Genomic DNA, 25,158 nt, shown 5'->3' with positions numbered 1-25,158 from the left:
TTATCAAAGGGGGTGATTTCAAGTCACCTCCCTTAACTCTTTGAAGGGGGGGTACTTTCAAAGTACATCCTTTACTTGAACATTCCATCAATGAGGTTGATGGCTTCCTCCTTCTTCTTATCTACGATTTTCGCATAGATTTCAGTGGTCTGAATGTTGGTGTGACCCATCAACTTGCTTGTGGTGAACAGGTCTGCGCCAAGTGTCAGCATCATTGTGCCGAAGGTGTGACGTGAACAGTGGAAACTGATGTGCTTCTCTACACCTGCTGCCTCTGCCCATTTGCGAAGGGCTCTGCCTATGACGGTCTGAGTAGTTGGTATATCAAAGAAGGGAGTTGTTATTCCCTTTGGTTTTGGTAACCAACGCTTTGCCTCTTCAGAGAGTGGGATGATGACAGGCTTCTCCGTCTTCTGCATTTCCATGTCAATATACTCGCCCTTGCCGTCAGGAGTCTTGAAAATGTGAATCGGTGCAAGTTTGTACATATCACTGAGTCGCAATCCAGTGAAACAAGCAAAGATGAAGGCTTGCTTGACCTCTGGGCGGTAACTGTCGGTTGCCATGAGGGCTTTAAGTTCCTCAATGGTAAGGTATTCCTTCTTGCCATCCTTTGGCTGAATGCGCTCCTTGGCATCCAGTTCCTTCATTGGATTGTTTCGGATAATACCTTGACGGACAGCATTGTTGAGAGTAGTCGAGAACATGCCGAGGTAACGGCTTGCCGTGTTCTGGCTGATAGGTCTTGGCTCAATGTACTTGCAGTGTGAGTTTGGGAAGGTGCGAAGGAACTTCACATACCCACGGCAGAAATCAGCATTGACCTCTTCAAGGGTGATGAAGGTCTGATTGGACTCTTCAAGATATTTCTCCACGGTGTGAAGCATTTCAACACGACAATGGAGGGTTGACTTCTTGGTGCTGACTCCACCTTCACAATACTTCTTGATCCATCCTGTCAAGAGTTGTGAACCCTGCTTGACGGTTTCCCAGTCTTGCACTCCGTGACCATGGAGAGCCTTGATGCGCTCTGCCTTGATACGTTCTGCGAGTGCCATCGTTTCCTTGTTCTGCTCCTTGCAGAGTGGATTGACCTCAGGAATGATATAGAGTTTCAGATACTCATACTTTCTGACTCCCTTCCAGTAGATGTCAAGATAGATACTCTTGTTGCCATCTGCGAGAGGTTTGAGACGAATCTTAATCGGCTCCTTCAGTTTGACTTGTTTCTTTGGTCTTGCCATGCTTGTTTATATTTTATTTTGGTAATTTACTCCCGAAAGAAGGGAAAATGAATTTTGCAGAGGGTCTGCGAGGGTTGGGCTTTTCGGATGCTGATATATCGTTTCTGCATCGTGATTATGCCTTTGAAAGCATGTGCAAAGATATGAAAATCAAGCCATATATGAGAAACAAATCAGAAACAAAAATCATTTTATTATATCTTTTTAAGAGTCGGTTGAGCAAGAATCGGAAAAATCAAAAAATCGCTTATTCGCTTGATACTAAGCACTTTATTTGTCACTTCCTTTCTTATCCTTTCCAACCAATTTTGGAGGACTAAGATATTCTTGACATCCTGCTCCTCGTTGTGTGGGCTAAGCACCCAGCGCCATACCCACCTTGCGGTGGGCGGTTTCCGAGTACTCGCCCCCAAACCGTACTTACATGTCTCCATGTATACGGCTTTCCATTAGTAACATTACTCTTTACCATAGTTCTGAATCATAGAGTTGCAGTCCTCACAGACAACAAGTGTCTTGCGATGTCTTTTGAGCATCAGTTTCTCCCACTCATTATTGCCTTTCAGCTTGGTGAGTGTCCTCACATGATGCATGACTACTTTTCCTTCTTTACCACATAGTTCACATCTGCCATCCTTCAACCTTTCTACGAGGCTCGGATATGGCACGTACGTGGTCTGTGGCAGTTTGTCATAGTCAACATCGAACTGCGCATTTCTCTTTTTGAAACCCTCATTGTAGAAGACTCTGTATTTCTGCTTTCCCTTGGCATCGTTGTACGGAATGACAAAGTCCTTGTCCTTCTGATACTTCTGGCGAACTTTCCTTGCGGAAGTGTTCAGTTTCCAGCCAAGTGTCTTTAACATACTCATCTTCATAATGAAGGCGAAAGATGCACATTCTTTGGACACGTTTGCTGCAAGTGAATAGTAGTTGTAAAGTCCTCTGATTTCCGCATTGTATTGGGCAAGAATATCTTCGGGCTTCATTGGAGTCATATATCTGCGAGGCTTTGACCACCAAATGTCTTTGCCGTCAATGTTTCTGACCTCCAATGCGTTGTACTCAGTGAGCTTCTTTTGTATCACAGCCGAGTTAAGGGTTAACACCACTGCGCCGTTGAAGTCTCTTTTGAGAACTCCGTCCTTATTCCTTTTCACTGCGTCTGACTTTCTGATGAAGATTTCATATCCAAGGAATTTCGCCTTGTCCTGTGCGTGTGTTATCAAAGTTTTCTCATCGGACAATTCAAGTTTGAGTTGTTCTCTCATGAATTGGGTGATGTCCGCTTTGATGGTCTCGCATTCAGCCTTGCTTCCGATAACCGATATAAGGAAATCGTCCGCGTACCTTACATACTGCAATCTTCTAAAGTCCGCATCCATTGCATCCTTGTGAGGAGTGGACAGCATCTGTTTGCTCAGTTGGGCAATTTCATACAGATAGCTTTTCCGCATCTGCTCATCGGATGTTTTCTGCAACTTCTGTTTCAGCCTGTTCTTCTTATTGTTCAAACGCCAGTATTCGGGATTGATGCTGCGTCTGTCACCTTTGCGGAATTTGGCTGCGTACTCCTTGATGTACTTGTCAAACTTGTCAAGGTAGATGTTAGCCAGTATGGGGCTGATTATTCCACCTTGCGGAGTTCCTGAGTACGTCTTGTTGTACTTCCAATCCTCTACATACCCTGCATTGAGGAATTTACGGATAAGTCTGAGGAAGCGTTCATCTGATATGCGTTCACGAAGAATGCTAATTAGTACGTTGTGGTCTATGTTGTCAAAGAAGCCTTTGATGTCTCCCTCGATAAACCACTTTGCTCCCGCAAAAGACTTCTGTATCATACCCAATGCCGTGTGGCAGCTTCGATGCGGTCGGAAACCATGTGAGGTGCCTTCAAAATGACCTTCATAAATGGCTTCAAGCAGCAGTCTAACTACCTCCTGCACCAATTTGTCCTCGAATGAGGGAATACCGAGCGGACGTTTCTTGCCGTTCTTTTTCGGTATGTACACTCTGTGTGCAGGGTGGGGTTGGTAACTTTCGTCCTTTAAGGACACAATCAATCTTTCAATCCTTCCAAGACTCATCCCATCAATGGTCTTGCCGTCAGTTCCGGGTGTCATGTTGCCTTGCTTCGCATAGATACGTTGGTAGGCTACAGCGAACATCTCTTCACTGAACAGATACCGATACAGTCGTTCGTACTTATAATCCGAACTTTGACTGTGGTCACTAAGAGCTTTTAATACTCTTTCTGATTTTTCCATACGTCTTACACGTTTTCAAAATTTGTATTAAAACATTACTAACTGTTCCCCTTCGCCATGTACAAGGCATTACCTTGCTCGGACTACTATGGGAACTCCGTTACCATATTGGATATTCAGAGCCAAAGCTCATAGCCACTTTCATGGCTTTCCAACTTAGGTAATCTCCGTTTAGCTGCATGATAACCATTAGCACGACAGATTGTCGGATACGACTTCCGCCCTTTTCTCCGCTTACTGCGGTTGCGTTGTGGCTGGTTCTTTGCTATAACACCAATGACGTTGTTTAAGTGCCACAATGCGACGTTTGTAAAAGCCTTCCGTCGCAGCTACATCTTTTGCCGCTGGGCTATCGTTCAATCAGTATGGACTTTATCCTCATATCTGTCTTTCTCCCTCGCAATTCAGTCGCAGTCTGGCTTTTGACTGACTTATTGCTTTCCCAAAGTGCTATTTTCACCTTTAGGTTTCCCCTCGGGCTTATTTGGGTGGAAGTAGGTCATTTGAACCCTGACCTATCCTCTTGCTAAAGAGGTATTTATCATGCAACCATTACGGACGCACTCATAGCGATGTACACCGAGATGGCACCGACAACGGCAACAACACCAGCGATTGCGTAACACAGCTTGACTACGTAGGGGATGTACTTGGCAATCTCCTCCGTAACTGTGGAGAGAGCGTTAGTTCCAGCAGTGTAGTCACCCGCTGAGTTCTGGGCAAAGGTTGCTACTGTGCCGCAAAGGAGCATCAGGGCTGCCATCTTCATGCGGTTGGGCTTGAAGACGTTCTTTGCGAACATTTTGATTTTCTTCATTTCGTTTCCTGAAGTTTGATTGTTTTACTGATAAACTTTTCACCATTTTACACACGATATATTTCTCTTCTGGCCAGTCGAGAGTTTTTTACTATCTTGTTTCTATATGATACTGTAACCGAAGAATGCCGGGAACAACACATAAGCTCCAATCATGAACAGGCACGCTCCAAGGAGCATCATGATTGACTTTGTGATGTCACCTTCACCAGTCTGCATCTTGATGTAGATTTGCAAGACTCCGATGACGGCTACCAATCCTGCAATCGCGTAGGACAGATAGACTACATAGAGCATCATGGTGACGGTATAGTCGTGGGCGTTCGACAGCGCATCTGCTCCCCAGCTGTAATCGACTCCGCCACATTTGGCTGAAGATGACATTGGCAAGGAAAGCATGATGCCTGTCAACACGACACCAAGCAAATGATTGTTTTTACAGATGGTCACGGACATTCTCCTTTTTGATGTTTCTTGTATTCTTGTGATTCTCGTTGAGCATGGCATAGAATTCGTCGGCATACATAGAGTGCTGTGCCTCCGGCTCGATGTCTTCCATGCCGCATTCGTTCTCCTCATTGAGTTCTTCACTCGTCGTCTTCTCCTTTTCCTCTGGAGCTGGGTCGGGATCAACGACGGGTTCTTCCTCTTCTGGTGACTGGACGATTGTGCCGGTAGGACTGATTACCCGAAGTCCATCATCAGTGGTGGTGTCCGTATAGGTTACTCTGCCACCTTCAAGGTCGGAAGCCTCGCTGATGACTTTGGGATCTTCAACTCCTTCGTCCTTCATTCCTTCCACGTCAATGTCTTCCTCTTCATTTTTTTGACCGTCAGCTGGCTTGGCATGAAGGTCAAGGGTAATCATCACGGCGAAATAGATGAAGTACCCGAAGGTGAGTACGAAAGCGAATATTGCGAATGGTGTCATATTATATGTATGATTTTTGTTTTTAACTTCAATTTTCATACTGACAAGCCACGACGGATTAAGTCTTGCAAGTCAGATTGCGACTGCAAAGTAACAGTGTTTTTAGTGAATAGAGAAAAAATCGCGCTTTGGGGAGGCCAATATTAAAGTTGTTTAGTTTTATAGTATGGAAATTCCGCAATTATCATACTATTAAAGTTATTTAGGGCACAAAAAAAGGAAGTCGCTCAATCTCTGAGAAACTTCCTCTGAAGAAATATAGTCTAATGATCGTATGAAAAAACTCTTATCTCGTTCCAGCAAGGAAATCATTAAGGTCGTTATATCCCTTGTATCGGCCTGAGTCGTCAATAGCCATGTCGGGATAAGCCTTCATAATGGTCTTGGTGGTCGCCCTGCCTGCATCGTCATTGTCAAGATAGCAATGGATGGAGTCATATTCTTTGAGGTAGGGCAGCAGTTGCTTCACCTCGCCGACACCATTGAGAACGAAATAATCGCAAGGAACACCTGTGCAGATTCCTGTTCCGGGCATCCATGTCTCGATAGTTGCGTAGGTGAGCATATTTTCAATTCATTTATTTATGCAGAATCAGAATTAAATCTGGTCAACATTACCTGAAAATCCGGTCAACATATCGCAAACAAAGGGGGCATTTTCCGTCGTTTGTGGCGAAACCACTTTTTTGCTTGGTCAACATGGCCAGAAAAACTGGTCAACAAATTGGGGTACTTACCCAACACGTTCTGCACGCATAACGTGCAGAATATGAGCAAAAAGAACCGAGGCAAGAACCTGTTTTCCAAGTCCTTGCCTCGTATCTCACTAATTATCAGCATCTTTCAGGTTATTCCTCTACAGCAGCCTGCGCGGCTGCGAGACGTGCGATTGGCACGCGGAATGGAGAGCAGCTTACGTAGTTGAGACCTACTCTATGGCAGAACTTGACTGATGAAGGCTCACCACCATGCTCACCGCAGATACCGCATGTAAGGTTTGGACGGGTCTTACGGCCATTGTCGACTGCCATCTCTATCAACTGACCGACACCTGTCTGGTCGAGCACCTGGAATGGGTCTACGTTCAGAATCTTCTTGTCCAGATATACTGGCAGGAAGCTTGCGATGTCGTCGCGGCTGTAGCCGAAAGTCATCTGAGTGAGGTCGTTTGTACCGAAGCTAAAGTATTCAGCCTTCTTTGCGATGTAACCAGCCGTAAGGGCTGCACGAGGAATTTCGATCATCGTGCCGACCTTGAATTCAACTTCAACACCAGCCTCCTCGAAAATCTTATTGGCTGTAGAGCGGATAACTTGCTCCTGCATGTCGAACTCGTTGACGATACCAATGAGCGGCACCATGATTTCCGGCTCCGGATTGAAGCCTTCCTTCTTCAGCTGCACGGCAGCACCGAGGATTGCTTTTGTCTGCATCTCTGTGATCTCTGGATATGTGTTTCCGAGACGGCAGCCGCGGTGTCCGAGCATAGGGTTGTGCTCGCTCAGGCTGTCAACGCGCTTCTGAATCTCTGCTACGGTAAGACCCATCTCCTCTGCCATAGTCTGCTGACCTGCGAGATCGTGTGGCACGAACTCATGCAATGGTGGGTCGAGCAAGCGGATGTTTACAGGGCATCCGTCCATGGCCTTGAGGATTCCGTAGAAGTCCTTAGTCTGATAAGGCAGCAGCTTCTCGAGCGCCTTCTTGCGTCCTTCTACTGTGTCGGAGAGAATCATTTCACGCATTGCCTTGATCTTCTCGTTGTCGAAGAACATGTGTTCTGTACGGCATAGTCCGATACCTACGGCTCCGAAGTTGCGTGCAACCTGGGCGTCGTGTGGTGTGTCTGCATTGGTACGAACCACGAGTCTCGTATATTTGTCGCAAAGCTTCATGAGGTCGGCGAAATCACCTGTCACCTCTGCTGGCTTTGTCTTCACCTCACCGAAATATATTTCACCTGTAGAACCGTTGAGCGAGATGTAGTCGCCCTCCTTGAGTGTGACACCGTCGATTTCTACAGTTCTTGCCTTATAGTCAACATTCAACGCACCGGCACCTGAAACACAGCATTTACCCATACCTCGGGCCACAACGGCTGCGTGTGATGTCATACCGCCACGTGCGGTTACAATACCCTCTGCGGCAGCCATACCTGCAAGGTCTTCCGGACTTGTCTCGATGCGCACCATTATGACGCGTCGACCAGCCTCATGCCATTTTTCTGCGTCGTCGGCAAAGAATACGATCTGTCCGCATGCTGCACCTGGAGATGCAGGAAGACCGCGTGTGAGGACCTTGGCTTTCTTCTGAGCGTCTTTGTCGAATACGGGGTGTAGGAGCTCGTCAAGTTTGTTTGGCTCACAACGCTTGAGTGCTGTCTTCTCGTCGATCTCGCCCTCGTGGAGCAGGTCCATGGCTATCTTTACCATTGCGGTACCTGTGCGCTTTCCGTTACGTGTCTGCAGGAACCACAGTTTGCCCTCCTGTACGGTGAACTCCATATCCTGCATATCGTGATAGTGCTTCTCTAGCTTGTGCTGCAGAGCGTCCAGCTGAGCGAAGATTTCCGGCATGGCCTCTTCCATTGAAGGATACTTGGTTGCACGCTCCTCTTCTGGTATCTGCTGCTGCTCAGCCCAACGCTGTGAGCCGAGCTTTGTGATCTGCTGTGGTGTGCGGATACCTGCTACCACGTCTTCGCCCTGTGCGTTTACGAGGTACTCACCGTTGAACACGTTCTCACCAGTCGCGGCGTCGCGGCTGAAGCAAACACCCGTTGCCGATGTGTTGCCCATGTTTCCGAATACCATAGCCATTACAGAAACGGCTGTTCCCCACTCTGCCGGGATTCCTTCCATCTTTCTGTAGAGGATGGCACGCTCGTTCATCCAACTGTCGAACACGGCGCAGATGGCGCCCCAGAGCTGGTCCATAGGATCTGTAGGGAAGTCCTTGCCGGTCTGCTCCTTAATGGCTTTCTTGAAGAGGTCTACGAGCTGCTTGAGCTCGTCTACTGTCATTTCGTTGTCGAGAGAGATTCCGCGCTGTGCCTTCACTTTCTCTATGATGGCCTCAAACGGATCGATGGCTTCCTTGTTTACTGGCTTCATTCCGAGCACCACGTCTCCGTACATCTGCACGAAGCGGCGGTAGCTGTCGTATGCAAAACGCTCGTTGCCGGTCTTCTTTGCCAATCCCCTCACCACTTCGTCGTTGAGACCGAGGTTGAGGATTGTGTCCATCATGCCTGGCATTGAAGCTCTTGCCCCTGAACGCACGCTGACGAGCAATGGATTCTCAATGTCGCCGAACTTGCTGTTCATCAGTCCTTCTATATGGTGTACCGAAGCGATTACCTCATCTCTGAGGAGACTTACTACGGTTTCCTTTCCTTTCTCGAAGTATTCATTACAAACGTCTGTAGTGATAGTGAATCCTGGAGGTACTGGTACGCCGATAAGGTTCATTTCCGCCAAGTTGGCACCCTTACCTCCGAGCAGGTTTCTCATGTCTGCCTTACCTTCAGCCTTACCATTGCCGAAGGTATAAACTCTTTTTTTGCTCATAGTTTAATAAAAATTACGTGTATTTAGTTAGAATTATTCTCCGTTTTTCTGAATTATTTTTCTTAGTTCTTTAGAATTATGGTTCAGTTTTATTGGAAATATGTTTCCTTTGTTCTGCAAAAATAATAAATTAGGGAATAAAATGCAACATTTCAGACAAAATCTTAACATTTGTGCATGTTTTAATTTTTCAAAAAATGATTTATATCAAAATACTCCTTATGTTTATGACCATTTTGCAAACTCTACTTTATAAATATCAAAGGAACTTTGCTCCTCGTGTCAACACGAACTTCACCTTCTTTCCCTTCATGGCCTCAGGCTTTTTCCATTCTCCTCCCGACACGGCGATTGTGACTTTCCTGCCTTTTGGAGCGCTTGCCACCGCAGACTCGAGGTCGTCAAATTGTCCGCTGCCGTTTTTCGACACATAAATGTCATAGTATACGTGATGTTTTGCCAGCTCGGCCACTTGTCTGCAAAGGGCGTCGGCGAGCAATCCTGCAACCTTGTTGGCGCCAAAGATGTTATAGTGTGTGTTGTCTTGCCTTCCGTCTGGCAGCGATGGAGTTTCTCCCGGCTTGAATATCATGTGCAGTTTCTTGGAACCTTCTTTTCCCATCGACTGTTCCAAATCGTGTGTAATCTTGTTTGCGTCAACGAAGACTACACCCATTTCCTTGGCCACGCGCCTTGGCGAGACGAGATATTCACCGTGGGTGTCTATCAGGGTGTCGCCCTCGGCGAGTTGTTTTGAGGAGTTGTCACGCAGGTCATCGTCGGCAACAGCCGTCTTTGAGTCGCTGAAGTTGCGGCGCACCACGCTGTTCATGAGTATCGGCGTGGCGCCCTTTTCTCTTGCTTCCCTTACAAAGCGTCTGAGGTTGGCGTCGAAGGTGGTTCCTGGTGTGGTGTGGCGAGCCGAGTCAGTTTTCTCGTCGTTGTGGCCGAACTGTATTATGAGGTAGTCGCCGGGCATTATCCTGTCGAGCACAGCTTTCCATCTGCCTTCGTTGATGAAGCTCTTCGATGAGCGTCCGTTCATGGCGTGGTTGTCCACGATGATGCCGTCGTCGAAATAGTTCTGCAGCATCATTCCCCACCCTCTCTCTTGCTTGTCTCCGCTGATGTCTTTGTTAGCCATCGTTGAGTCTCCTATCATGAAGATTGTCTTTGTCTTGTCTGCCCTGAACGACGAGATGGCAAGCACTGCAAGGACCATTGTCAGAATCGTGTGCAATGGAGTTGCCAGGTCTGCAATCGATTTTTTAATTTTCATTTGTTTTATGTTATAAATGTATTTGTTTTGGTATTTGAAATTGTGAATTGCCTCGTAACGGATAGTGAATGGAGTACTGGCATCCTGATGGAATGCCATGATGACAGATGCCGGATAGGCTTTCAGAAATCCTACTACATAATATACATAATATATATGGTGGCGATTATGCAATAAATCATATTATAATGGTCGTTACGCAATAAATCATATTATGATGGTCTTCAAAATTTCCAGGCACTATATGCCTACTATAATTACGCTGGGGGCTTAATCGAAAAAGTGCCGACAGAAACTACTTACTGCCGGCACTCGATATACGTATTATCCCTTCACAATTTCTATCAGTTGTTCTGGTGTTACTTGTTCCTGCTCTCCTGTTTCCATATTCTTGAGCGTCACCACCCCTTTCTGTATCTCGTCGTCGCCGGCGAGAGCCACATATGGTATGGCGTTGGCATTGGCGTATGCCATCTGCTTTTTCATCTTCGCTGCATCAGGGAACATCTCCGTGCGTATTCCGTTCTGTCTGGCTTTGGCAACGACAGGAAGACAATAGCAGGTTTCTTTCTCTCCAAAATTTATGAAGAGCAGTTGGGTGTCGGTCGTTATCTCCTTTGGATAGAGGTCAAGAGTGTTAAGCACATCATATATTCTGTCGGCTCCGAATGAAATTCCCACTCCACTTATTCCTGGCATTCCGAAGATTCCTGTGAGGTTGTCGTAGCGTCCTCCGCCTGTGATGCTTCCCATTGGAGTGTCCAACGCCTTGACCTCAAAGATTGCCCCTGTGTAATAGTTGAGTCCACGAGCCAACGTGAGGTCGAGCTGAAGTTCGTTTTTCAGGTCAACCTGTGATGCGGCATTCAGAATAAAACGAAGTTCCTCTATTCCCTTCATGCCCACTTCAGACGAAGCAAGGAAGTCTTCCATGACCTTGAGTTTTTCTTCATTGCTTCCGGATAAAGTTATGACAGGCTGCAACTTGGCTATCGCCTCTTCACTTATTCCGTCAGTTCTCAATTCTTCGTTCACCTTGTCGAGACCGATTTTGTCGAGCTTGTCGATAGCCACCGTAATGTCCACTATCTTTTCAGCCTCTCCTACAATCTCGGCAATTCCTGATAGCAACTTTCGGTTGTTGATTTTTATCTGTACTCTTATTCCAAGACGCTGGAATACGGTATCCATTATCTGCACCAACTCCACCTCGTTGAGCAGCGAATCGCTGCCCACGATGTCGGCATCACATTGATAGAACTCTCTGTAACGGCCTTTCTGTGGACGGTCTGCTCTCCACACAGTCTGAATCTGATAACGCTTGAAAGGCAACTGGATTTCATCTCTGTGCATCACGACAAAGCGTGCAAACGGCACGGTGAGGTCATAGCGCAATCCTTTCTCGCAGATTTTTGAAGAGAGTGCAAGCGAATTTCGTTCTGCCAGCTGTTCGTCGCTCACCTTGGTGAGATAGTCTCCGCTGTTGAGCACACGGAAGAGGAGTTTGTCACCCTCCTCGCCATATTTTCCGAGCAACGTCTGCAACGTCTCCATAGCGGGTGTCTCTATCTGCTTGAAGCCGTAGAGGGCGTAAACGGAGCGAATTGTATCGAAAATATAGTTTCGTTTCGCCATCTCCGCTGGAGTGAAGTCGCGCGTGCCTTTGGGTATTGATGGTTTGCTCATCTGTTGTATTTATGTCTATATGTTAATTTCTTACGATTGTCTGTTCTCTATCCGGACCGACCGACACGATTTTTATAGGAGTCTCGAGTTCCGTCTCGAGGAATTCGATGTAGTCTTTGAATTCTTTCGGGAACTGGTCTTCTCTCGTTATCTTTGTCATGTCTTTTTTCCATCCTGGCAGTTCTGTATATACAGGCTCTATGCCATGCTCGATATCGAATGGGAAATCACGAGTCTCGACTCCATCCTTGCGGTAGGCCACGCAAGCCTTGATTGTGTCGAATCCGTCGAGCACATCGCTCTTCATCATGATGAGCTGTGTAACTCCGTTTATCATTATAGCGTAGCGAAGTGCAACGAGGTCGATCCATCCGCAGCGGCGCTCTCTTCCTGTAACGGCTCCATATTCGTGTCCGAGATCACGCAGTCTGCTTCCGGTCTCGTCGAAAAGCTCTGTAGGGAACGGACCAGCTCCGACACGTGTACAGTAAGCCTTCATAATGCCGTAAACCTCTCCAACCTTGTTGGGGCCTATGCCGAGTCCTGAGCAGGCCCCCGCACAAATAGTGTTTGAAGATGTTACGAACGGATAGCTACCGAAGTCAACGTCGAGCATAGTGCCCTGTGCGCCTTCGCAGAGCACGGTTTTGCCGTCTCTCAGCACTTTGTTGATGACATGCTCAGAGTCAACAATCTCAAACTGGCGCAAGTATTCTATACCTTCCATCCATGTCTTCTCCACGTCGGTTATGTCGTAGTCGGTATAGCCGAGGTCTTTGAGCATCTCTTCATGGCGTGCTTTATGCTGCTGATATTTCTGTTCGAAGTTGTCGAAGATATCTCCTACACGAAGTCCTGTACGTGAGATTTTGTCTGTATATGTCGGTCCGATGCCTTTTCCTGTCGTTCCGACCTTGTTCTTGCCCTTTCTTGCCTCGTATGCGGCGTCGAGCAGTCGGTGTGTAGGCATGATGAGATGGGCTTTCTTTGATATTTTCAGACGCTTGGTGAGCGGGTGTCCGCTTTTCTCCAGTTCTTTGGCCTCTGCCATGAAGAGGTCAGGAGCCAGAACTACTCCGTTTCCGATGATGTTTGTCTTTCCACCCTGGAAAATACCTGACGGGATACTGCGCAGTACGTATTTCTCTCCTTCGAACTCCAGCGTGTGTCCAGCGTTTGGACCGCCCTGGAATCTGGCAATGACATCATAGTTTGGTGTCAGTACGTCTACAACTTTTCCTTTTCCCTCATCGCCCCACTGCAAACCGAGCAGGACATCAACTTTTCCTGTTTCCATTTTTATATGTTATTTTTATTAGCCGAAGAGTTGAAAATTGGCAAATTGAAAGTCAACGGAATTCTTTGGACCAAAACAAATCTAATGAATTGGTGACAACAAAACTTCATGACGTTGACGGACGACATGCCGACGGTCAACCTTCGCCTTCTGTTATTTCCTGTTCTTTGCCACGGTCAGCACTTTTAAAAAACGTGCATGAACCGTTTCTGCGTACAAAAATACAACTTTATTTTATATTTACGTGTACTACACGAAAAAAAGTGCACTTCTACATGCACTTTCTCATTGCCGCCTCTACTATTTTTTCCTGCAACTCCCCCATATCTGCAAAAGCCACGAGACTGTTGTTTGCGGCATGTCTCACAGCCATGGAATTGTCGGCGAGGGCCGCTATTGCCTGGTCTAAAAATTCATTGATGTCTCTATCATCTGGTTCTGCTCCTTTTCTGAAGAGACACGAGAGCAGGTTGAAACCGCAAATCTGCTCCAGAGTCTTGTCTGAAGCTATCCACGCAAAGGCATGGAGCGACGCGCTGTCCGTATATTGAAACAGGTTGAATGTGGCGTATTCTGCCATCTCTTGAGTCGTAGTCTGCTCCATCCAAAGGTCAACGAGGTCTGAACTCATCCTTTCGGCTGGCATTATCAACGTGGCTAGGATCTTACACTCTCTGACGTTTTCTTTCCACAGGGCAGCGGCCAGGTCATAATCCTTGCCGTACTGTTGTGCTATGTTGCGGAGCGCTGGCAGCTGGATTCCCCAATTCAGGTATCCCCCGATGCCTTTCTCTCTCATCGATGCCGACGCCACACCATTCATCTGCAGCGAGAAGCCTCGTTTAATAAGTTTTATGGTATCCTGTACTTGTTTCTGTTCCATGTCTTGTATGGTTTCATAATTCTACAAAGCTCCATATTCCTTGCCGTATCTCATCATCTGCTGGTCGTAGTCCTCAGAATAGTCAACAAGAATATCCTTTACATCCCCTCTGTCGTCCGTAACAGGCGTGAGCTTCGGATTCAGAAAGCCCTTATATGGCGCAAGGTCAAGCCTGGCATATCTGTCGAGTACTTCTTTGTGGAGTTTCTCGTCCACATTCACGCCATAAGTCTCCACGAGCAGTCTTGCCGCCTCGAGGTCTCCCTCGCTTTTCACGCGTTGTATCTCAGCAAGGAGTTGGGCAAACAGTCGGCGGAGAGCCTCGTAGTCGTTTATGCGCAAGTAAGTCTTCCCGTTGTCGGTATATAACTCGGCCACACTGTTCTTCTTTCCCTTCTCATAACACCACCTGGCTATTAGAGCCCTGTTGCGCATGTGTGCCTCCTCAATCTTGTTGCCTGGCGCAATTCTCACGAGCTGAGTCATGAGTCCGTTGAGCATATAAGAATAATATGCTGCATGATATGCCTCGCTGTTGTCCAGGAGTCCGAGCTGCAGCAGCTTTGGATCCGCTATGAAATACAGACCGAAAAGGTCCGCCCTCGCCTCCTCTATCGTGCTGCCATATGATTTGAGTGCGTCCGGCGACACTCCGTCAAGCAGTTTCCCGCTTCCGTGTCCCAGACATTCGTGCAGATCGGTGTGCAGATTGTCGCATTGGTCACCCCATTTGTCTATCAATTCCACCATCTCCTTGTCTTGTATGAATTCTTCTTTGAATCCGTTACCGTGTGCAGCCTTATTGTATGCGTCGATAAGATTGCTTATCGTGACGCTCTTGCTGCCGTGTGCAGCCCTTATCCAGTCGGCGTTCGGAAGGTTTATGCCGATTGCCGTTGACGGATATTCGTCACCGCCGAGCATTGCGGCCCTCACCACGTGTGCCGTCACTCCCTTCACTTTCTCTTTCTTGAAGCGGAGGTCTACGGGCGAATGGTCTTCAAACCACTGAGCCTCATCGCTTATAGTCTTGGTGCGCCGTGTCGCCTCCTGGTCTTGGTATTCCACTATGCCCTCCCACGAGCCTTTCAGTCCTAGAGGGTCGCCATACACTTCGATGAACCCGTTTACGAAATCAACGTCGGATTCATGCTCTCCTACCCATTCTATGCAGTAGCGGTTGAAAGTATTCAAGTCGCCTGTCTCATAATATTTCACAAGTGTCGAGATGTATTGCGCCTGTGATTCGTTGAGCGCCAGCTGTTGGGCTTTCTTGAGCCAGTATATTATATGACTGATGGCCGGAGCATATTTCCCTTGAGCGCTCCACACGTCTTCTCTGATTTGTCCGTCGGTGCCTTTCACAAGCGTAGAGTTGAGACCGTGCGACACCGGTTCCGGTCCGTCATCTTTTGCCTGGTCACGATAGTATTCTTCCACTTCTTCCTGTGTCAGCCCCTGGTAGAAATTGCATGCCGACTCTTTCACAATGTCTACGCCGTCTTCTGTACACACGCGTTTAGGCATATAGTGTGGGTCGAATATTGGGCGGCGCAGCTCTTCAATGAGCCCATCAACGGTCTGCCCGTCGTCTAGCGGCAATTGGCTGGCAGGCAATGCCCTCACCTGCGTTTCGAAGAATTCTTCTGAGAAACGAGGTTCAAACTTCTCGCATCCATAATGATGATGAATTCCATTTGAGAACCATACCCTTCTGAGGTACTCTTCAAACGACCTGTACTCTTCTTGATTTCTGTCGCCCTTGAACCCGCTATAGATTGCTTCAAGGACCTTTCTGATCTTGAGATTGTGGAATCCGAACTGGTCGAAGGTGATGTCGCGTCCCCATAGCGTTGCCTCAGAAAGACAATATATAAGTTTCTTCTGCTGCAATGACAATCGTCCGAAGCCTTCAAGTCTGTATCGTAGTATCTGTATGTCTGCGAACCTGACGTCTGTGTATTTATAGTTTTCCATTTCTTCCTTTTGGTGGTTATGGGAAATCTTTCCCAATGCTGCCAGAGCCTTGGCTGTCTACTGCTATTGTCGCTACTGCGACTGCATCTCACGCAACCATGTTCCAGTTACTGCTCCTGTGTGTCCTGCTCTATCGGCTCAGGCACCTTCATTTTCTCAGGCTTCGGTTCAGACGACAGCTTATACTGTCTTGGAGTGATGCCTTCGAAGCGGTAGAAGGCAGCGTAGAACGATTGCCGGTTTGCGAATCCCACCATGCTGCTTACATCCTCCATCGTCATCCCACGATACCGGTCGTCCTTGAGTATCTGCATAGCCTCGGAAACGCGGTAGCGGTTTACGAACGAGGTGTAGTTCATGCCGAATCTAACATTGAGCACAGCAGACACATATCTAGTGTTAGTACCGATGTCATAAGCCAGGCGCTTTGCTGAATATGCCTTCTCCTTATACATCTTCTTGTTTCCTATATAGTCGATGATTCTGTTTTCCAGTGTTTCCATCAGCTCAGGATTCACAAGATTAAGATAAGTCACCTCTTTTGTTTTCTTTTCTCTAATATTATATTTTGCCATACCTATTAAATGTTTTGGACCATTACGGTCTTTCCTGCTACAATTTATATACCTTAGTATTATGTTTCACGTGCATTATGTCTTACGTTCGATACGCAGACTATCGTCTCATGTGCCATGTTTGCCTGTAAGCAAAAGGCTTGGACCCTTGATTGAATTTATCTGTTGATACGACGCATCCCGGAAATGAGGGAACAGAATGAAATGAATCCATTCATTTCTTATCCCGAGCCGAAGCTTATTTTATGCAAAGATAATGCAAATTATTTACAAACAAAAAGATTTTGTTGAGCTTTTTGTTTTTTTTAAGTTGACATGTCATTAGAATTCTTAGGCTTTGGCTTTTGTCTTGATTTACTATTTCTTCTGAAAGTCATTCATTCCAAGACCTATATCATCTTCGATAAAGCAGACAAACAAAACATTAAAAGCTTTTCAGCAAGCAAAAAAGCAACGTTTTGACAAACATAAACCGCCTTCTTGTATCAGAAGAATAATAGGTTTACGCAACACAAACAAGGGGAATAGAAACAGGAAACAAGGCAAAGAATTAAAGGATTCTCAAAGATTGCCTCAACAGCCCAAAGTGACATTAATCTATGCAGAGCCTTTTCAAATCATAGAATGACCCATTGTAAATGTTGAAGTCAACGTAGCCCTTGATGCCTGGAAGTTTGCCGGCATCGGTATGCTGCCAGAACTTCCATTCGCCCTGGTATTCTATTTTGTCCACATAGTAATGAGCAATCCAGTAAGGATAGTCGTCGAAGACGGGAGTGTCGAGATACTGCTTCTTGAATTTATAATATGTATAGATTATCGGCTTTACATGATACCTGTCTTCCACGATATGAAGCCATGTGAGAATGTCCTGCTGGAAATCCTCCACGCTCTTGTCTTTCGGCTTGTGCTCAACATCGAGCACTGGCGGGAGATCTCCCGACTCGAGAGGTACGTTGTTGAGAAAGAAATAAGCCTGCTGACGAGCCGAAGAATGGTTGCTCCAAAAATGATAAGCTCCTCGGATATAGCCATATTCCAGAGCTTGTTTGAAGTTGTACTTGAATGAGGGATCTATCTTGCTTGAGCCCTCGGTAGCCTTCATGACAATGAAACGGATGGGACATTTCTCTATCATGGCATTCTGCAGCTGATCCCAATCTATATCTCCCTGATAGTGGCTGATGTCGATGCCTCTGATTTCATAGCCGCCCGGATAGTTTGCATCACCATAGAGAGCTCGCCATCTGAATCCGAATGGACCAACGAAGAAATAATAGAATGCCCAAACATACGCCACAGCTATAAGTATTCCTCCCGTCCACCATGCCAACCTTGCACGCGTACCGAAGAGTAGCCTAAACAACCCTCCAAGCTTGTGTTCAGAGCGTCGCTTTGTTACGGGGCGATGCTTCGTTGAGGAGCGTCGCCCTGTTGGCTTTACGGTTCTTCTTCTGTTGGTTGTCATGGTTTAATTTATTATAGATATATAAACATCCAAACCTCAAACCGGCCTTACCCCCATAAAAGGAAGTGTAGAAAGGTTTGAGGTCTGGATTATCATATTCAGGAATCTTCCCTACGCTTTTCCTCCTCTCTCTAATGCGAGAGTCTTGGTAGTGCGGTCACAGAGCTCAGAAGGTCCCCAATACTGCACAGGTCCGGGATATACGAACGATGTCTCCTTCGACCACTCATCGCGGTGTTCAACCAGTTCCTTGAACGGCCTGCCGTTGAGGTCAACAAGCGCCTTGCGTATAACAGGCTTCATCTTGCCATTGCGTCGTTCCACGTTAAAGAGCGACGTGATAGGCACTCCACCCGCTTTCCAATCTGCTGGTTTGGCTGTAGTATTGCGCACCACTGCCATATAGCCAGTCTTGCCGTTGGCGATGAGATGGGCTGCACTTGCTCCAAGAGCATAGCAATAGTTTGCGTCGAAATTGGATGGCGCAGCGCAACGTCCCTCATAACCGAAGAAATGATGGATTGAGTTGAAGCTTCCATTAAACTTCCCTTCTTTTTTCCAGGCCTGCAGCTTTGCATCCACCATTCTCGAAAGCAGACGTTCTGTCTCGATAAGCGAAACCTGAACGTTGCCGTGTGGGTCGCGATCTAGCGAGAGTTGTCGTGCCACGTCATCGGGTAGCGTTTCAAACGTTTTGAGGTTCTCTTCAGATAGATGTTCTAAAATATATTGCTTCTGCTCCATAGGCGAGAGGTCCTTGTAATCCTTGCCATGAAGGGCGAGCAGATCATTTAGTTCGTCAATGAGTCTGCCGATTGCCGGAATGAACTCAATAAGTCCCTCAGGAATAAGCACGACTCCATAGTTCATGCCACGGTCAGAACGATATTTCACCATACGGCAGATGTCTTCAACGATATCGTTGAGGCTCAGATCCTTTGCCTCCACCTCTTCTGATATCAGGCACAGGTTAGGATGGCATTGCAAGGCACACTCCAAAGCAATATGCGAAGCAGAACGCCCCATGAGCTTCACGAAGTGCCAGTATTTACGGCTCGAGTTGCAATCGCGCTCAATGTTTCCGATAAGTTCTGAATAAACTTTCGTTGCCGTGTCAAAACCGAAAGACGCCTCTATCTGCTCACATTTAAGGTCGCCGTCGATGGTTTTCGGACATCCTATCACCTGAACAGGATAGTTCTTCATCTTGTAGTACTCTGCCAACACGCATGCATTGGTGTTGGAATCGTCGCCTCCAATGATGACAAGCGCCTTGATGTTGAGGTATTTCAGTATTTCGTATCCTTTTTCAAATTGGTCTTCCTTTTCGAGCTTGGTTCTTCCGGAGCCAATCATATCAAAACCGCCCGTGTTACGGAAGTCATTGATGTAGGTCTCAGTAATTTCAATATACTTGTGATCTACCAGTCCGCCCGGTCCGAGCAGGAATCCGAAAAGTCTGCTATGTGGATTGATTTTCTTGATGGTATCGAAGAGTCCGGTTATTACGTTGTGACCGCCAGGAGCCTGTCCACCACTCAGGATTACACCCACGTTGATAGGATCCGTGCCTCGCTCCTCGCCTTCTACGAACTCCACGACAGGCATTCCGTATGTGTTGGGGAACATTTTCTTTATCACTTCCTGATCAGCAACGCTTGTCGTTGCCTCACCTTCCTTAATACCTACTGATGTCCGCAAGCCAACCGGCAGAACCGGCGTGAAGGCATCTCTGACTTGCTGGAAAACACTTTTCTCCATAAAAAAAATACTTTAAATTGTTTGTTGTTGTCAGTCTGATAGTGATTGCGCCGCAAGCGACGCTGAGCATCATGAAAAGAAAGCGCTACAACCTACATCGGGAATGTTTACTATTCCCAAGCCATATTGCTCTTTACGCTTTGCTCCACTGAACATTAATATATGTCTAACACCTAATGACGTTCGTCCGCAGACATACGGGATCAGCACCCTGCCTGCTTTCTTCGTGCAAATGTAAGATTTTTATTCTGAATAAAGAAGAAAAATCACATTTAATCATCATTAAAACATTTTTTATTGCATTTATTGTTTTACATCAAAGAAAAAAGGCTATATTTGTCGCTGATTATAAAACGTATTTGTTTAATCTAAAATTTCAACAATATTATGGCAAGTAAACGTGATTTGAAGAAAAACATCAATTATATATGCAGCGAGCTTTTCGCCGAGTGCGTGGCAAGTTCAATATACAGCGCCAAATGCTCGAAAGAGAATTCCGACGCATTGCTCCACTCCATTCTGACTATCCACAACGATTTCGTATGCCGCATCTCGCACCCGGAGCCAGGAATGGAACCTAAGAAATACTTCGCTGACCTAACCAAGAATTTCAACTCGCAAATTAGCGAGATAGTCGATCAGATTGCCAATCTGAACTAACAGAGGAGGACAGGCAACACATGATAAGAACAATTTGCAAATGGATGCTCTACAAGAAACTGGGATGGAAAAAGACAGTAACAGTAGAGCACCCTGATAAATTTATTATATGTCTGGCACCGCATACGAGCAACTGGGACTTCTTCTTTGGACAACTCTACGAAAGGGCTGAAGGACTAAAAATCAATTTCCTGATGAAAAAGGAGTGGTTTTTTTGGCCTCTTGGACCGATTTTCAAACATATGGGAGGAATTCCAGTATGGAGGTCGAAACACACAAGCCTGACGGACAACTTAGCAAATACGGCATTGGACAGAGAGGAGTTCAGACTATGCATCACGCCGGAAGGCACAAGAAAAAGAGTGGAAGACTGGAAAAAAGGTTTCTACTTTATAGCCCTGAAGGCCAACCTGCCGATTCTGCTCTATGGCGTGGACTATGAGAAAAAGGAAATAACATGTACGGAATGTTTCCATCCTACAGGCGATGTGGAAAAAGACATGAAGCACATAAAGCTGTATTTCAAGGACTTCAAAGGAAAGAAACCGGAAAATTTCTCCATAGGAGACGCAGCTCAAGAATAGAAGTGAGCAATAACTTATTGCAACTGCTCAGTGGTTCCGGCCATCATCGACTCGGAAAAATGAAACACACCGGAAAAAGATGAAAAAGAAGATTGTCATATTGGCGGCAGTAGCAATGCTTTGTGCATGCGCAAGCCACCGCGACTCCTCAAAGAAAAAATGGAAGGAGACCCCCTATGCTTCTGTGAAACAAGACGGCAAGGGCAAAAAAGAAAAGAAAAGCAAAAAGAAGAAGAAAGATAAGAGGAATAAGCAGGAAGCCTCAACAGAAAACAAGACCACACCCATTGTACCGGCAAAACGAGGTAAAGAATATGACGGGGAACAATGGGTGAGAAATATGTCGTGGCCACTGAAGCCAACGAAAGGCCTGCTGAACAAGCATTTTGCCGTGTGGGCAAGTCACGGAAGATACTACGACAAGAACAAAGACAAATGGGAATGGCAAAGACCAAACCTATACTCCACGACGGAGGATCTGTTCACACAGACAATCGTAGTGCCTTATCTTATTCCCATGCTCGAAAATGCCGGGGCAACGGTGTTCTCTCCAAGGGAAAGAGACTGGCAACCAAGTGAGGTGATAGTGGACAACGACAACCCACAACTGCCCTACTACACCGAAACCTCACTACAAGGACGTTGGACTGATGCAGCAACGCCGGGTTTCGCTGGAGTAGCGCAAACTATATTATATGGTAATACAAATCCCTTCACATGGGGAACTACCCGCAAAACGAAGGCAGACAAAATGCCTACATGTATGATTTCATACCAACCTCGAATAGAAAACGAAGGAAGGTATGCCGTATACGTAAGTTATCCCACGCTCAAAAACAGCGTGGACGATGCTGAATACACCGTTTACCACAAAGGAGTCAAGACTGTATTCAACGTGAACCAACGCATGGGAGGCGGAACATGGGTTTATCTCGGAACATTCGAATTCGGGAAAGGGTGCTCTTCTGACAACCGTGTAGTACTTTCTAATTCAAGCCGCTGCAAAGGAGTAGTAACGGCGGACGCCGTACGCTTCGGAGGCGGTATGGGAACGGTAAACCGCAACGGCCAGACAAGCGGAATGCCAAGGTGTCTGGAGGGCGCAAGATACTATGCACAATGGGCTGGAGCACCTGAAAACGTATACAACTCATATAATGGAACTGACGATTATAAAGACGATATAAACACCAGGTCGAAAATGACGAACTGGCTTGCTGGAGGTTCTTGCTTCGTTCCTGACAAGGACGGAAAGGAAGTGCCGCTTGAGATGTCACTTGCAGTACACAGCGATGCCGGATACGCCCCCGACTTCAGGTCTATATTCGGTTCGCTGGCAATATGCACAACGCAATTTCACGACGGACTTCTCGCTGACGGTTCATCTAGACAAACATCAAAGACTCTTGCTCAGAACCTGCTTTCCGGATTGGACAACGACATGAAGCGGCTATTCGGCAAATGGAACAAAAGGGATCTCTATGACCGGAACTATTCGGAAACAAGACTGCCAGAAGTACCGTCGGCCATTATAGAGACCCTGTCGCACCAGAGTTTCCCGGACATGATTATGGGACAAGATCCTAACGTGAAGTTTGTGATAGCAAGAAGCTTATACAAGACGATACTGAAATTTACAGCTGAAAGACACCGCAACGACTACATCGTGCAACCACTCGCCCCCAAGAACGCCTATCTTCGTTTCGTTGACGAAGGAGTGGTGGAACTGACTTGGGATGCACAAGCTGACCCACTGGAACCATCAGCAAAGCCAACAGGATATATTGTATATACCGCAGCTGGAAGTCAAGGGGGATTTGACAATGGTGAGCTTGTACAAGGCAGGAAGATACGAATAAAACTATCGCCTGATGCCGTTTATAGATTCAGGGTTACAGCGACGAACAAGGGAGGAGAAAGCTTCCCCTCAGAAACTCTGACAGCTGTTTATCACCCAGGAGCTACTAAAAGCATACTGATAGTTAATGGATTCTACAGACTGGCGGCTCCTGCCATAGTGAAAAACGAATGGCAACAGGGATTCGACCTGGCATCTGACCCTGGTATGCAAATGGGAATGACAGTGGGATGGAGCGGACAACAGATAAACTTCGACAAGTCGCGTCATACCACTGTAGGACCTGATGGGTTGGGATATAGCGGTACGGAACTGGAAGGACGTTTCATAATGGGAAATACCTTCGACTATACCGCTGAACATGCCGAAGCAATGGTTCCGATGAAGAAATACAATGTGGTGAGCGCATCGTCTCATGCTGTTGAAAACGGAAGGGTGAATCTTTCAGAATACGCATGCGTAGACCTTATATTGGGCAACCAGAAATATACCTCCACGGCGACAGAAGATTACAAGACGTTCACATATCTGATGCAGAAGGTTCTTGAAGACTATGTCGCAGCAGGTGGCAACATACTGGCAAGTGGTTCCTATATCGCCTCAGACATGCAGTCTGACAGAGAAAAGACTTTTCTGCGCAACGTGCTGCATATTGATGATTATGCAGAAGATACCGGACAGCCTGTGTCGGGAATGGGAACAGCATTCGACATTTATGATTCACTCAACGACAGGCATTACGCCGCAACAAGAGTAAACGTGGTAACACCCACTCCACAAGCATTCTGCACGCTTACTTACGCCAATGGCAAGTCGGCCTGCGTGGCATATAAGGGAACCGCCAACAGGACTCTCGCAATGGGTTTTCCTTTCGAATGCATAACATCGGCAAAAGCAAGGAGAATGATAATGAGGGGATTCCTGACATTTCTAAATGAATAAATAAACAAGAGGGAACAAATAAACAAATTAATTTGACCCGGCAAATGGTCAAGTAAACCTCCTCATTCACCTGTCAGACCATCGACAGACAGAAGGAGAAATACTTGTCTGACCCATTAATTTGAAAACAAATAAAAACAAAATTAAATGTACAAGATTCAAGCTAACGCTTCGGGAACAAGAAGCATAAACGTGACAGACGAACATCTGGCAACAGTAAAGAAATATTCATTATTAAGAAATCTCATCGACAGCACAGGCTTCATTGACGAAACCGTACTCGACAAACTCAAACTCAACATGAGGTCGATGCTGGAGTCGAACATGGGAGCAGACAAAGGGTTGATAGACCTGTGTCTCGACGTGATTTACAACAAGAACATGAAAGCTTTCGGACTACACCAACTCGTACTCCTATATATAGAATGGGACGAGAAAAACAACGGTGAAACCGAAATGGAGGACTGATGGCAGAACTGAGACTAACAGATTGGCTGCCAACGACAAAGAAGGAAGTAGAGCTCAGGGGATGGGATGAACTAGACGTCATTCTGTTCTCTGCAGACGCATACGTAGACCATCCGTCGTTTGGAGCGGCAGTAATAGGAAGAGTGCTTGAGGCCAACGGATTGAAGGTGGCAATAGTGCCACAACCCGACTGGCACGGCGACTACCGAGACTTCAAGAAACTTGGAAAGCCGAGACTGTTCTTCGGAATATCTCCTGGCTGCATGGACTCAATGGTGAACAAATATACGGCAAACAAAAGACTGAGGTCGGAAGATGCATATAGCCCCGACGGAAGACACGATTGCAGACCGGAATATCCAACCATCGTATACAGCAGAATCCTAAGAGAGATTTACCCAGACGTGCCTATAGTGCTAGGCGGCATAGAAGCTTCCCTGAGAAGACTCACCCATTACGACTACTGGCAAGACAAGCTCATGCCTTGCATTCTGAAAGAAGCCGGGGCAGACATCATAATATATGGTATGGGAGAGAAGCCCATCGTGGAACTAGCCAAGCAACTCGTTGACGGCAAAGAAATCAAAGAGATTAAAGACATTCCACAGACAGTTTACATTTCACCAGAAGATGGAATAAGCGGAGGAATAACAGAAAAGGACATCGTTATCCACTCCCACGAGGAATGTCTGCAAAGCAAAAAGGCAGAAGCGGAGAACTTCAGACACATAGAGGAAGAGTCAAACAAAATCCATGCACAGCGCATCATACAGGGATTGGGCAAAGAATACGTAGTGGTGAATCCTCCTTATCCACCGATGGACACTAAGGAATTGGACATGGTCTTCGACTTGCCTTACACTCGTTTGCCACACCCTAATTTTTTTTT

General features: G+C 46.5%; 18 protein-coding genes and 3 pseudogenes. 5 read left to right on the top strand and 16 right to left on the bottom strand.

Translation table 11 applies throughout. The annotated features are described in order from the left end of the window. Positions 1–71: 71 nt before the first annotated feature. From ST42_RS04225 to ST42_RS04150, 16 genes and pseudogenes are all read right to left on the bottom strand, one after another. Entirely contained in the window at positions 72–1,244 is a 1,173-nt protein-coding gene (locus ST42_RS04225; protein WP_006743472.1) for a tyrosine-type recombinase/integrase, read from the bottom strand. A gap of 311 nt (positions 1,245–1,555) precedes the next feature. Continuing rightward, a pseudogene (locus ST42_RS14470) lies at positions 1,556–1,678 on the bottom strand (DUF4134 family protein); the annotation flags it as partial. 24 nt (positions 1,679–1,702) lie between these two features. Further along, positions 1,703–3,514, bottom strand: a complete 1,812-nt coding sequence (locus tag ST42_RS04215; RefSeq protein ID WP_042520332.1) for a reverse transcriptase/maturase family protein — start codon at positions 3,512–3,514, stop codon at positions 1,703–1,705. Positions 3,515–4,076: 562 nt separating this feature from the next. Further along, positions 4,077–4,331 (bottom strand): annotated as a pseudogene (locus tag ST42_RS04210) (DUF4134 family protein); the annotation flags it as partial. 102 nt (positions 4,332–4,433) lie between these two features. After that, on the bottom strand, positions 4,434–4,730 hold the full coding sequence (locus ST42_RS04205) for a DUF4134 domain-containing protein (RefSeq protein ID WP_042520340.1): 297 nt from the start codon (positions 4,728–4,730) through the stop codon (positions 4,434–4,436). Positions 4,731–4,767: 37 nt separating this feature from the next. Further along, positions 4,768–5,262: a hypothetical protein gene (locus tag ST42_RS04200; RefSeq protein WP_042520330.1), complete on the bottom strand. Its 495-nt coding sequence runs from the start codon at positions 5,260–5,262 to the stop codon at positions 4,768–4,770. Positions 5,263–5,548: 286 nt separating this feature from the next. Continuing rightward, the gene (locus ST42_RS04195; protein ID WP_052488230.1) at positions 5,549–5,827 is read right to left on the bottom strand and encodes a toprim domain-containing protein; all 279 of its coding nucleotides are present in this window, start codon (positions 5,825–5,827) and stop codon (positions 5,549–5,551) included. Positions 5,828–6,110: 283 nt separating this feature from the next. Then, positions 6,111–8,831, bottom strand: a complete 2,721-nt coding sequence (gene ppdK, locus ST42_RS04190) for a pyruvate, phosphate dikinase (RefSeq protein ID WP_044072466.1) — start codon at positions 8,829–8,831, stop codon at positions 6,111–6,113. A 259-nt stretch (positions 8,832–9,090) separates the two neighbouring features. Beyond that, on the bottom strand, positions 9,091–10,110 hold the full coding sequence (locus tag ST42_RS04185; protein WP_231556906.1) for a rhamnogalacturonan acetylesterase: 1,020 nt from the start codon (positions 10,108–10,110) through the stop codon (positions 9,091–9,093). Positions 10,111–10,434: 324 nt separating this feature from the next. Beyond that, on the bottom strand, positions 10,435–11,796 hold the full coding sequence (hisS, locus tag ST42_RS04180; protein WP_022316004.1) for a histidine--tRNA ligase: 1,362 nt from the start codon (positions 11,794–11,796) through the stop codon (positions 10,435–10,437). A gap of 22 nt (positions 11,797–11,818) precedes the next feature. Continuing rightward, positions 11,819–13,093, bottom strand: a complete 1,275-nt coding sequence (locus ST42_RS04175) for an adenylosuccinate synthase (protein ID WP_042519917.1) — start codon at positions 13,091–13,093, stop codon at positions 11,819–11,821. Between the two features lie 271 nt (positions 13,094–13,364). Further along, a complete protein-coding gene (locus ST42_RS04170; protein WP_044072463.1) occupies positions 13,365–13,976 on the bottom strand; it encodes a DNA alkylation repair protein in 612 nt (203 codons plus the stop codon). Between the two features lie 21 nt (positions 13,977–13,997). Then, the gene (locus ST42_RS04165; RefSeq protein ID WP_044072461.1) at positions 13,998–15,953 is read right to left on the bottom strand and encodes a dipeptidyl-peptidase 3 family protein; all 1,956 of its coding nucleotides are present in this window, start codon (positions 15,951–15,953) and stop codon (positions 13,998–14,000) included. Positions 15,954–16,060: 107 nt separating this feature from the next. Continuing rightward, a complete protein-coding gene (locus ST42_RS04160) occupies positions 16,061–16,528 on the bottom strand; it encodes a helix-turn-helix domain-containing protein (RefSeq protein WP_022316000.1) in 468 nt (155 codons plus the stop codon). 592 nt (positions 16,529–17,120) lie between these two features. Next, positions 17,121–17,996 carry a glycoside hydrolase family 25 protein gene (locus tag ST42_RS04155; RefSeq protein ID WP_082028572.1) on the bottom strand — a complete coding sequence of 292 codons (876 nt, stop codon included), beginning with the start codon at positions 17,994–17,996 and terminating at the stop codon, positions 17,121–17,123. Positions 17,997–18,107: 111 nt separating this feature from the next. Beyond that, on the bottom strand, positions 18,108–19,757 hold the full coding sequence (locus tag ST42_RS04150) for a diphosphate--fructose-6-phosphate 1-phosphotransferase (protein ID WP_044072458.1): 1,650 nt from the start codon (positions 19,755–19,757) through the stop codon (positions 18,108–18,110). A 387-nt stretch (positions 19,758–20,144) separates the two neighbouring features. On the opposite strand from ST42_RS04150, the gene ST42_RS04140 reads away from it, so the two are divergent. The 5 genes and pseudogenes from ST42_RS04140 to ST42_RS04120 form a co-directional block, all read left to right on the top strand. After that, positions 20,145–20,417, top strand: coding sequence for a hypothetical protein (locus tag ST42_RS04140; protein WP_022315997.1), 273 nt, complete (start codon positions 20,145–20,147; stop codon positions 20,415–20,417). A gap of 20 nt (positions 20,418–20,437) precedes the next feature. Beyond that, complete coding sequence (locus ST42_RS04135; RefSeq protein WP_044065841.1) at positions 20,438–21,001, top strand: 1-acyl-sn-glycerol-3-phosphate acyltransferase; 564 nt, start codon at positions 20,438–20,440, stop codon at positions 20,999–21,001. Positions 21,002–21,080: 79 nt separating this feature from the next. Then, positions 21,081–23,801, top strand: coding sequence for a golvesin C-terminal-like domain-containing protein (locus ST42_RS04130; RefSeq protein WP_052488227.1), 2,721 nt, complete (start codon positions 21,081–21,083; stop codon positions 23,799–23,801). Positions 23,802–23,948: 147 nt separating this feature from the next. Further along, entirely contained in the window at positions 23,949–24,269 is a 321-nt protein-coding gene (locus ST42_RS04125; RefSeq protein ID WP_022315994.1) for a hypothetical protein, read from the top strand. Further along, a pseudogene (locus tag ST42_RS04120) lies at positions 24,269–25,158 on the top strand (YgiQ family radical SAM protein); the annotation flags it as partial. The gene ST42_RS04125 and the pseudogene ST42_RS04120, both read left to right, overlap by 1 nt.

The organism is Prevotella pectinovora (genome assembly GCF_000834015.1).
Classification (GTDB): Bacteria; Bacteroidota; Bacteroidia; order Bacteroidales; family Bacteroidaceae; genus Prevotella; species Prevotella pectinovora.
This window is presented reverse-complemented; position numbering and strand designations above follow the sequence as displayed.

Bases quoted from the DNA above. Each gene is read 5' to 3' on its own strand.
- ST42_RS04225 (WP_006743472.1), bottom strand. From the start codon at position 1,244: ATGGCAAGACCAAAGAAACAAGTCAAACTGAAGGAGCCGATTAAGATT.
- ST42_RS04215 (WP_042520332.1), bottom strand. From the start codon at position 3,514: ATGGAAAAATCAGAAAGAGTATTAAAAGCTCTTAGTGACCACAGTCAA.
- ST42_RS04205 (WP_042520340.1), bottom strand. From the start codon at position 4,730: ATGCTTTCCTTGCCAATGTCATCTTCAGCCAAATGTGGCGGAGTCGAT.
- ST42_RS04200 (WP_042520330.1), bottom strand. From the start codon at position 5,262: ATGACACCATTCGCAATATTCGCTTTCGTACTCACCTTCGGGTACTTC.
- ST42_RS04195 (WP_052488230.1), bottom strand. From the start codon at position 5,827: ATGCTCACCTACGCAACTATCGAGACATGGATGCCCGGAACAGGAATC.
- ppdK (WP_044072466.1), bottom strand. From the start codon at position 8,831: ATGAGCAAAAAAAGAGTTTATACCTTCGGCAATGGTAAGGCTGAAGGT.
- ST42_RS04185 (WP_231556906.1), bottom strand. From the start codon at position 10,110: ATGAAAATTAAAAAATCGATTGCAGACCTGGCAACTCCATTGCACACG.
- hisS (WP_022316004.1), bottom strand. From the start codon at position 11,796: ATGAGCAAACCATCAATACCCAAAGGCACGCGCGACTTCACTCCAGCG.
- ST42_RS04175 (WP_042519917.1), bottom strand. From the start codon at position 13,093: ATGGAAACAGGAAAAGTTGATGTCCTGCTCGGTTTGCAGTGGGGCGAT.
- ST42_RS04170 (WP_044072463.1), bottom strand. From the start codon at position 13,976: ATGGAACAGAAACAAGTACAGGATACCATAAAACTTATTAAACGAGGC.
- ST42_RS04165 (WP_044072461.1), bottom strand. From the start codon at position 15,953: ATGGAAAACTATAAATACACAGACGTCAGGTTCGCAGACATACAGATA.
- ST42_RS04160 (WP_022316000.1), bottom strand. From the start codon at position 16,528: ATGGCAAAATATAATATTAGAGAAAAGAAAACAAAAGAGGTGACTTAT.
- ST42_RS04155 (WP_082028572.1), bottom strand. From the start codon at position 17,996: ATGACAACCAACAGAAGAAGAACCGTAAAGCCAACAGGGCGACGCTCC.
- ST42_RS04150 (WP_044072458.1), bottom strand. From the start codon at position 19,757: ATGGAGAAAAGTGTTTTCCAGCAAGTCAGAGATGCCTTCACGCCGGTT.
- ST42_RS04140 (WP_022315997.1), top strand. From the start codon at position 20,145: ATGGCAAGTAAACGTGATTTGAAGAAAAACATCAATTATATATGCAGC.
- ST42_RS04135 (WP_044065841.1), top strand. From the start codon at position 20,438: ATGATAAGAACAATTTGCAAATGGATGCTCTACAAGAAACTGGGATGG.
- ST42_RS04130 (WP_052488227.1), top strand. From the start codon at position 21,081: ATGAAAAAGAAGATTGTCATATTGGCGGCAGTAGCAATGCTTTGTGCA.
- ST42_RS04125 (WP_022315994.1), top strand. From the start codon at position 23,949: ATGTACAAGATTCAAGCTAACGCTTCGGGAACAAGAAGCATAAACGTG.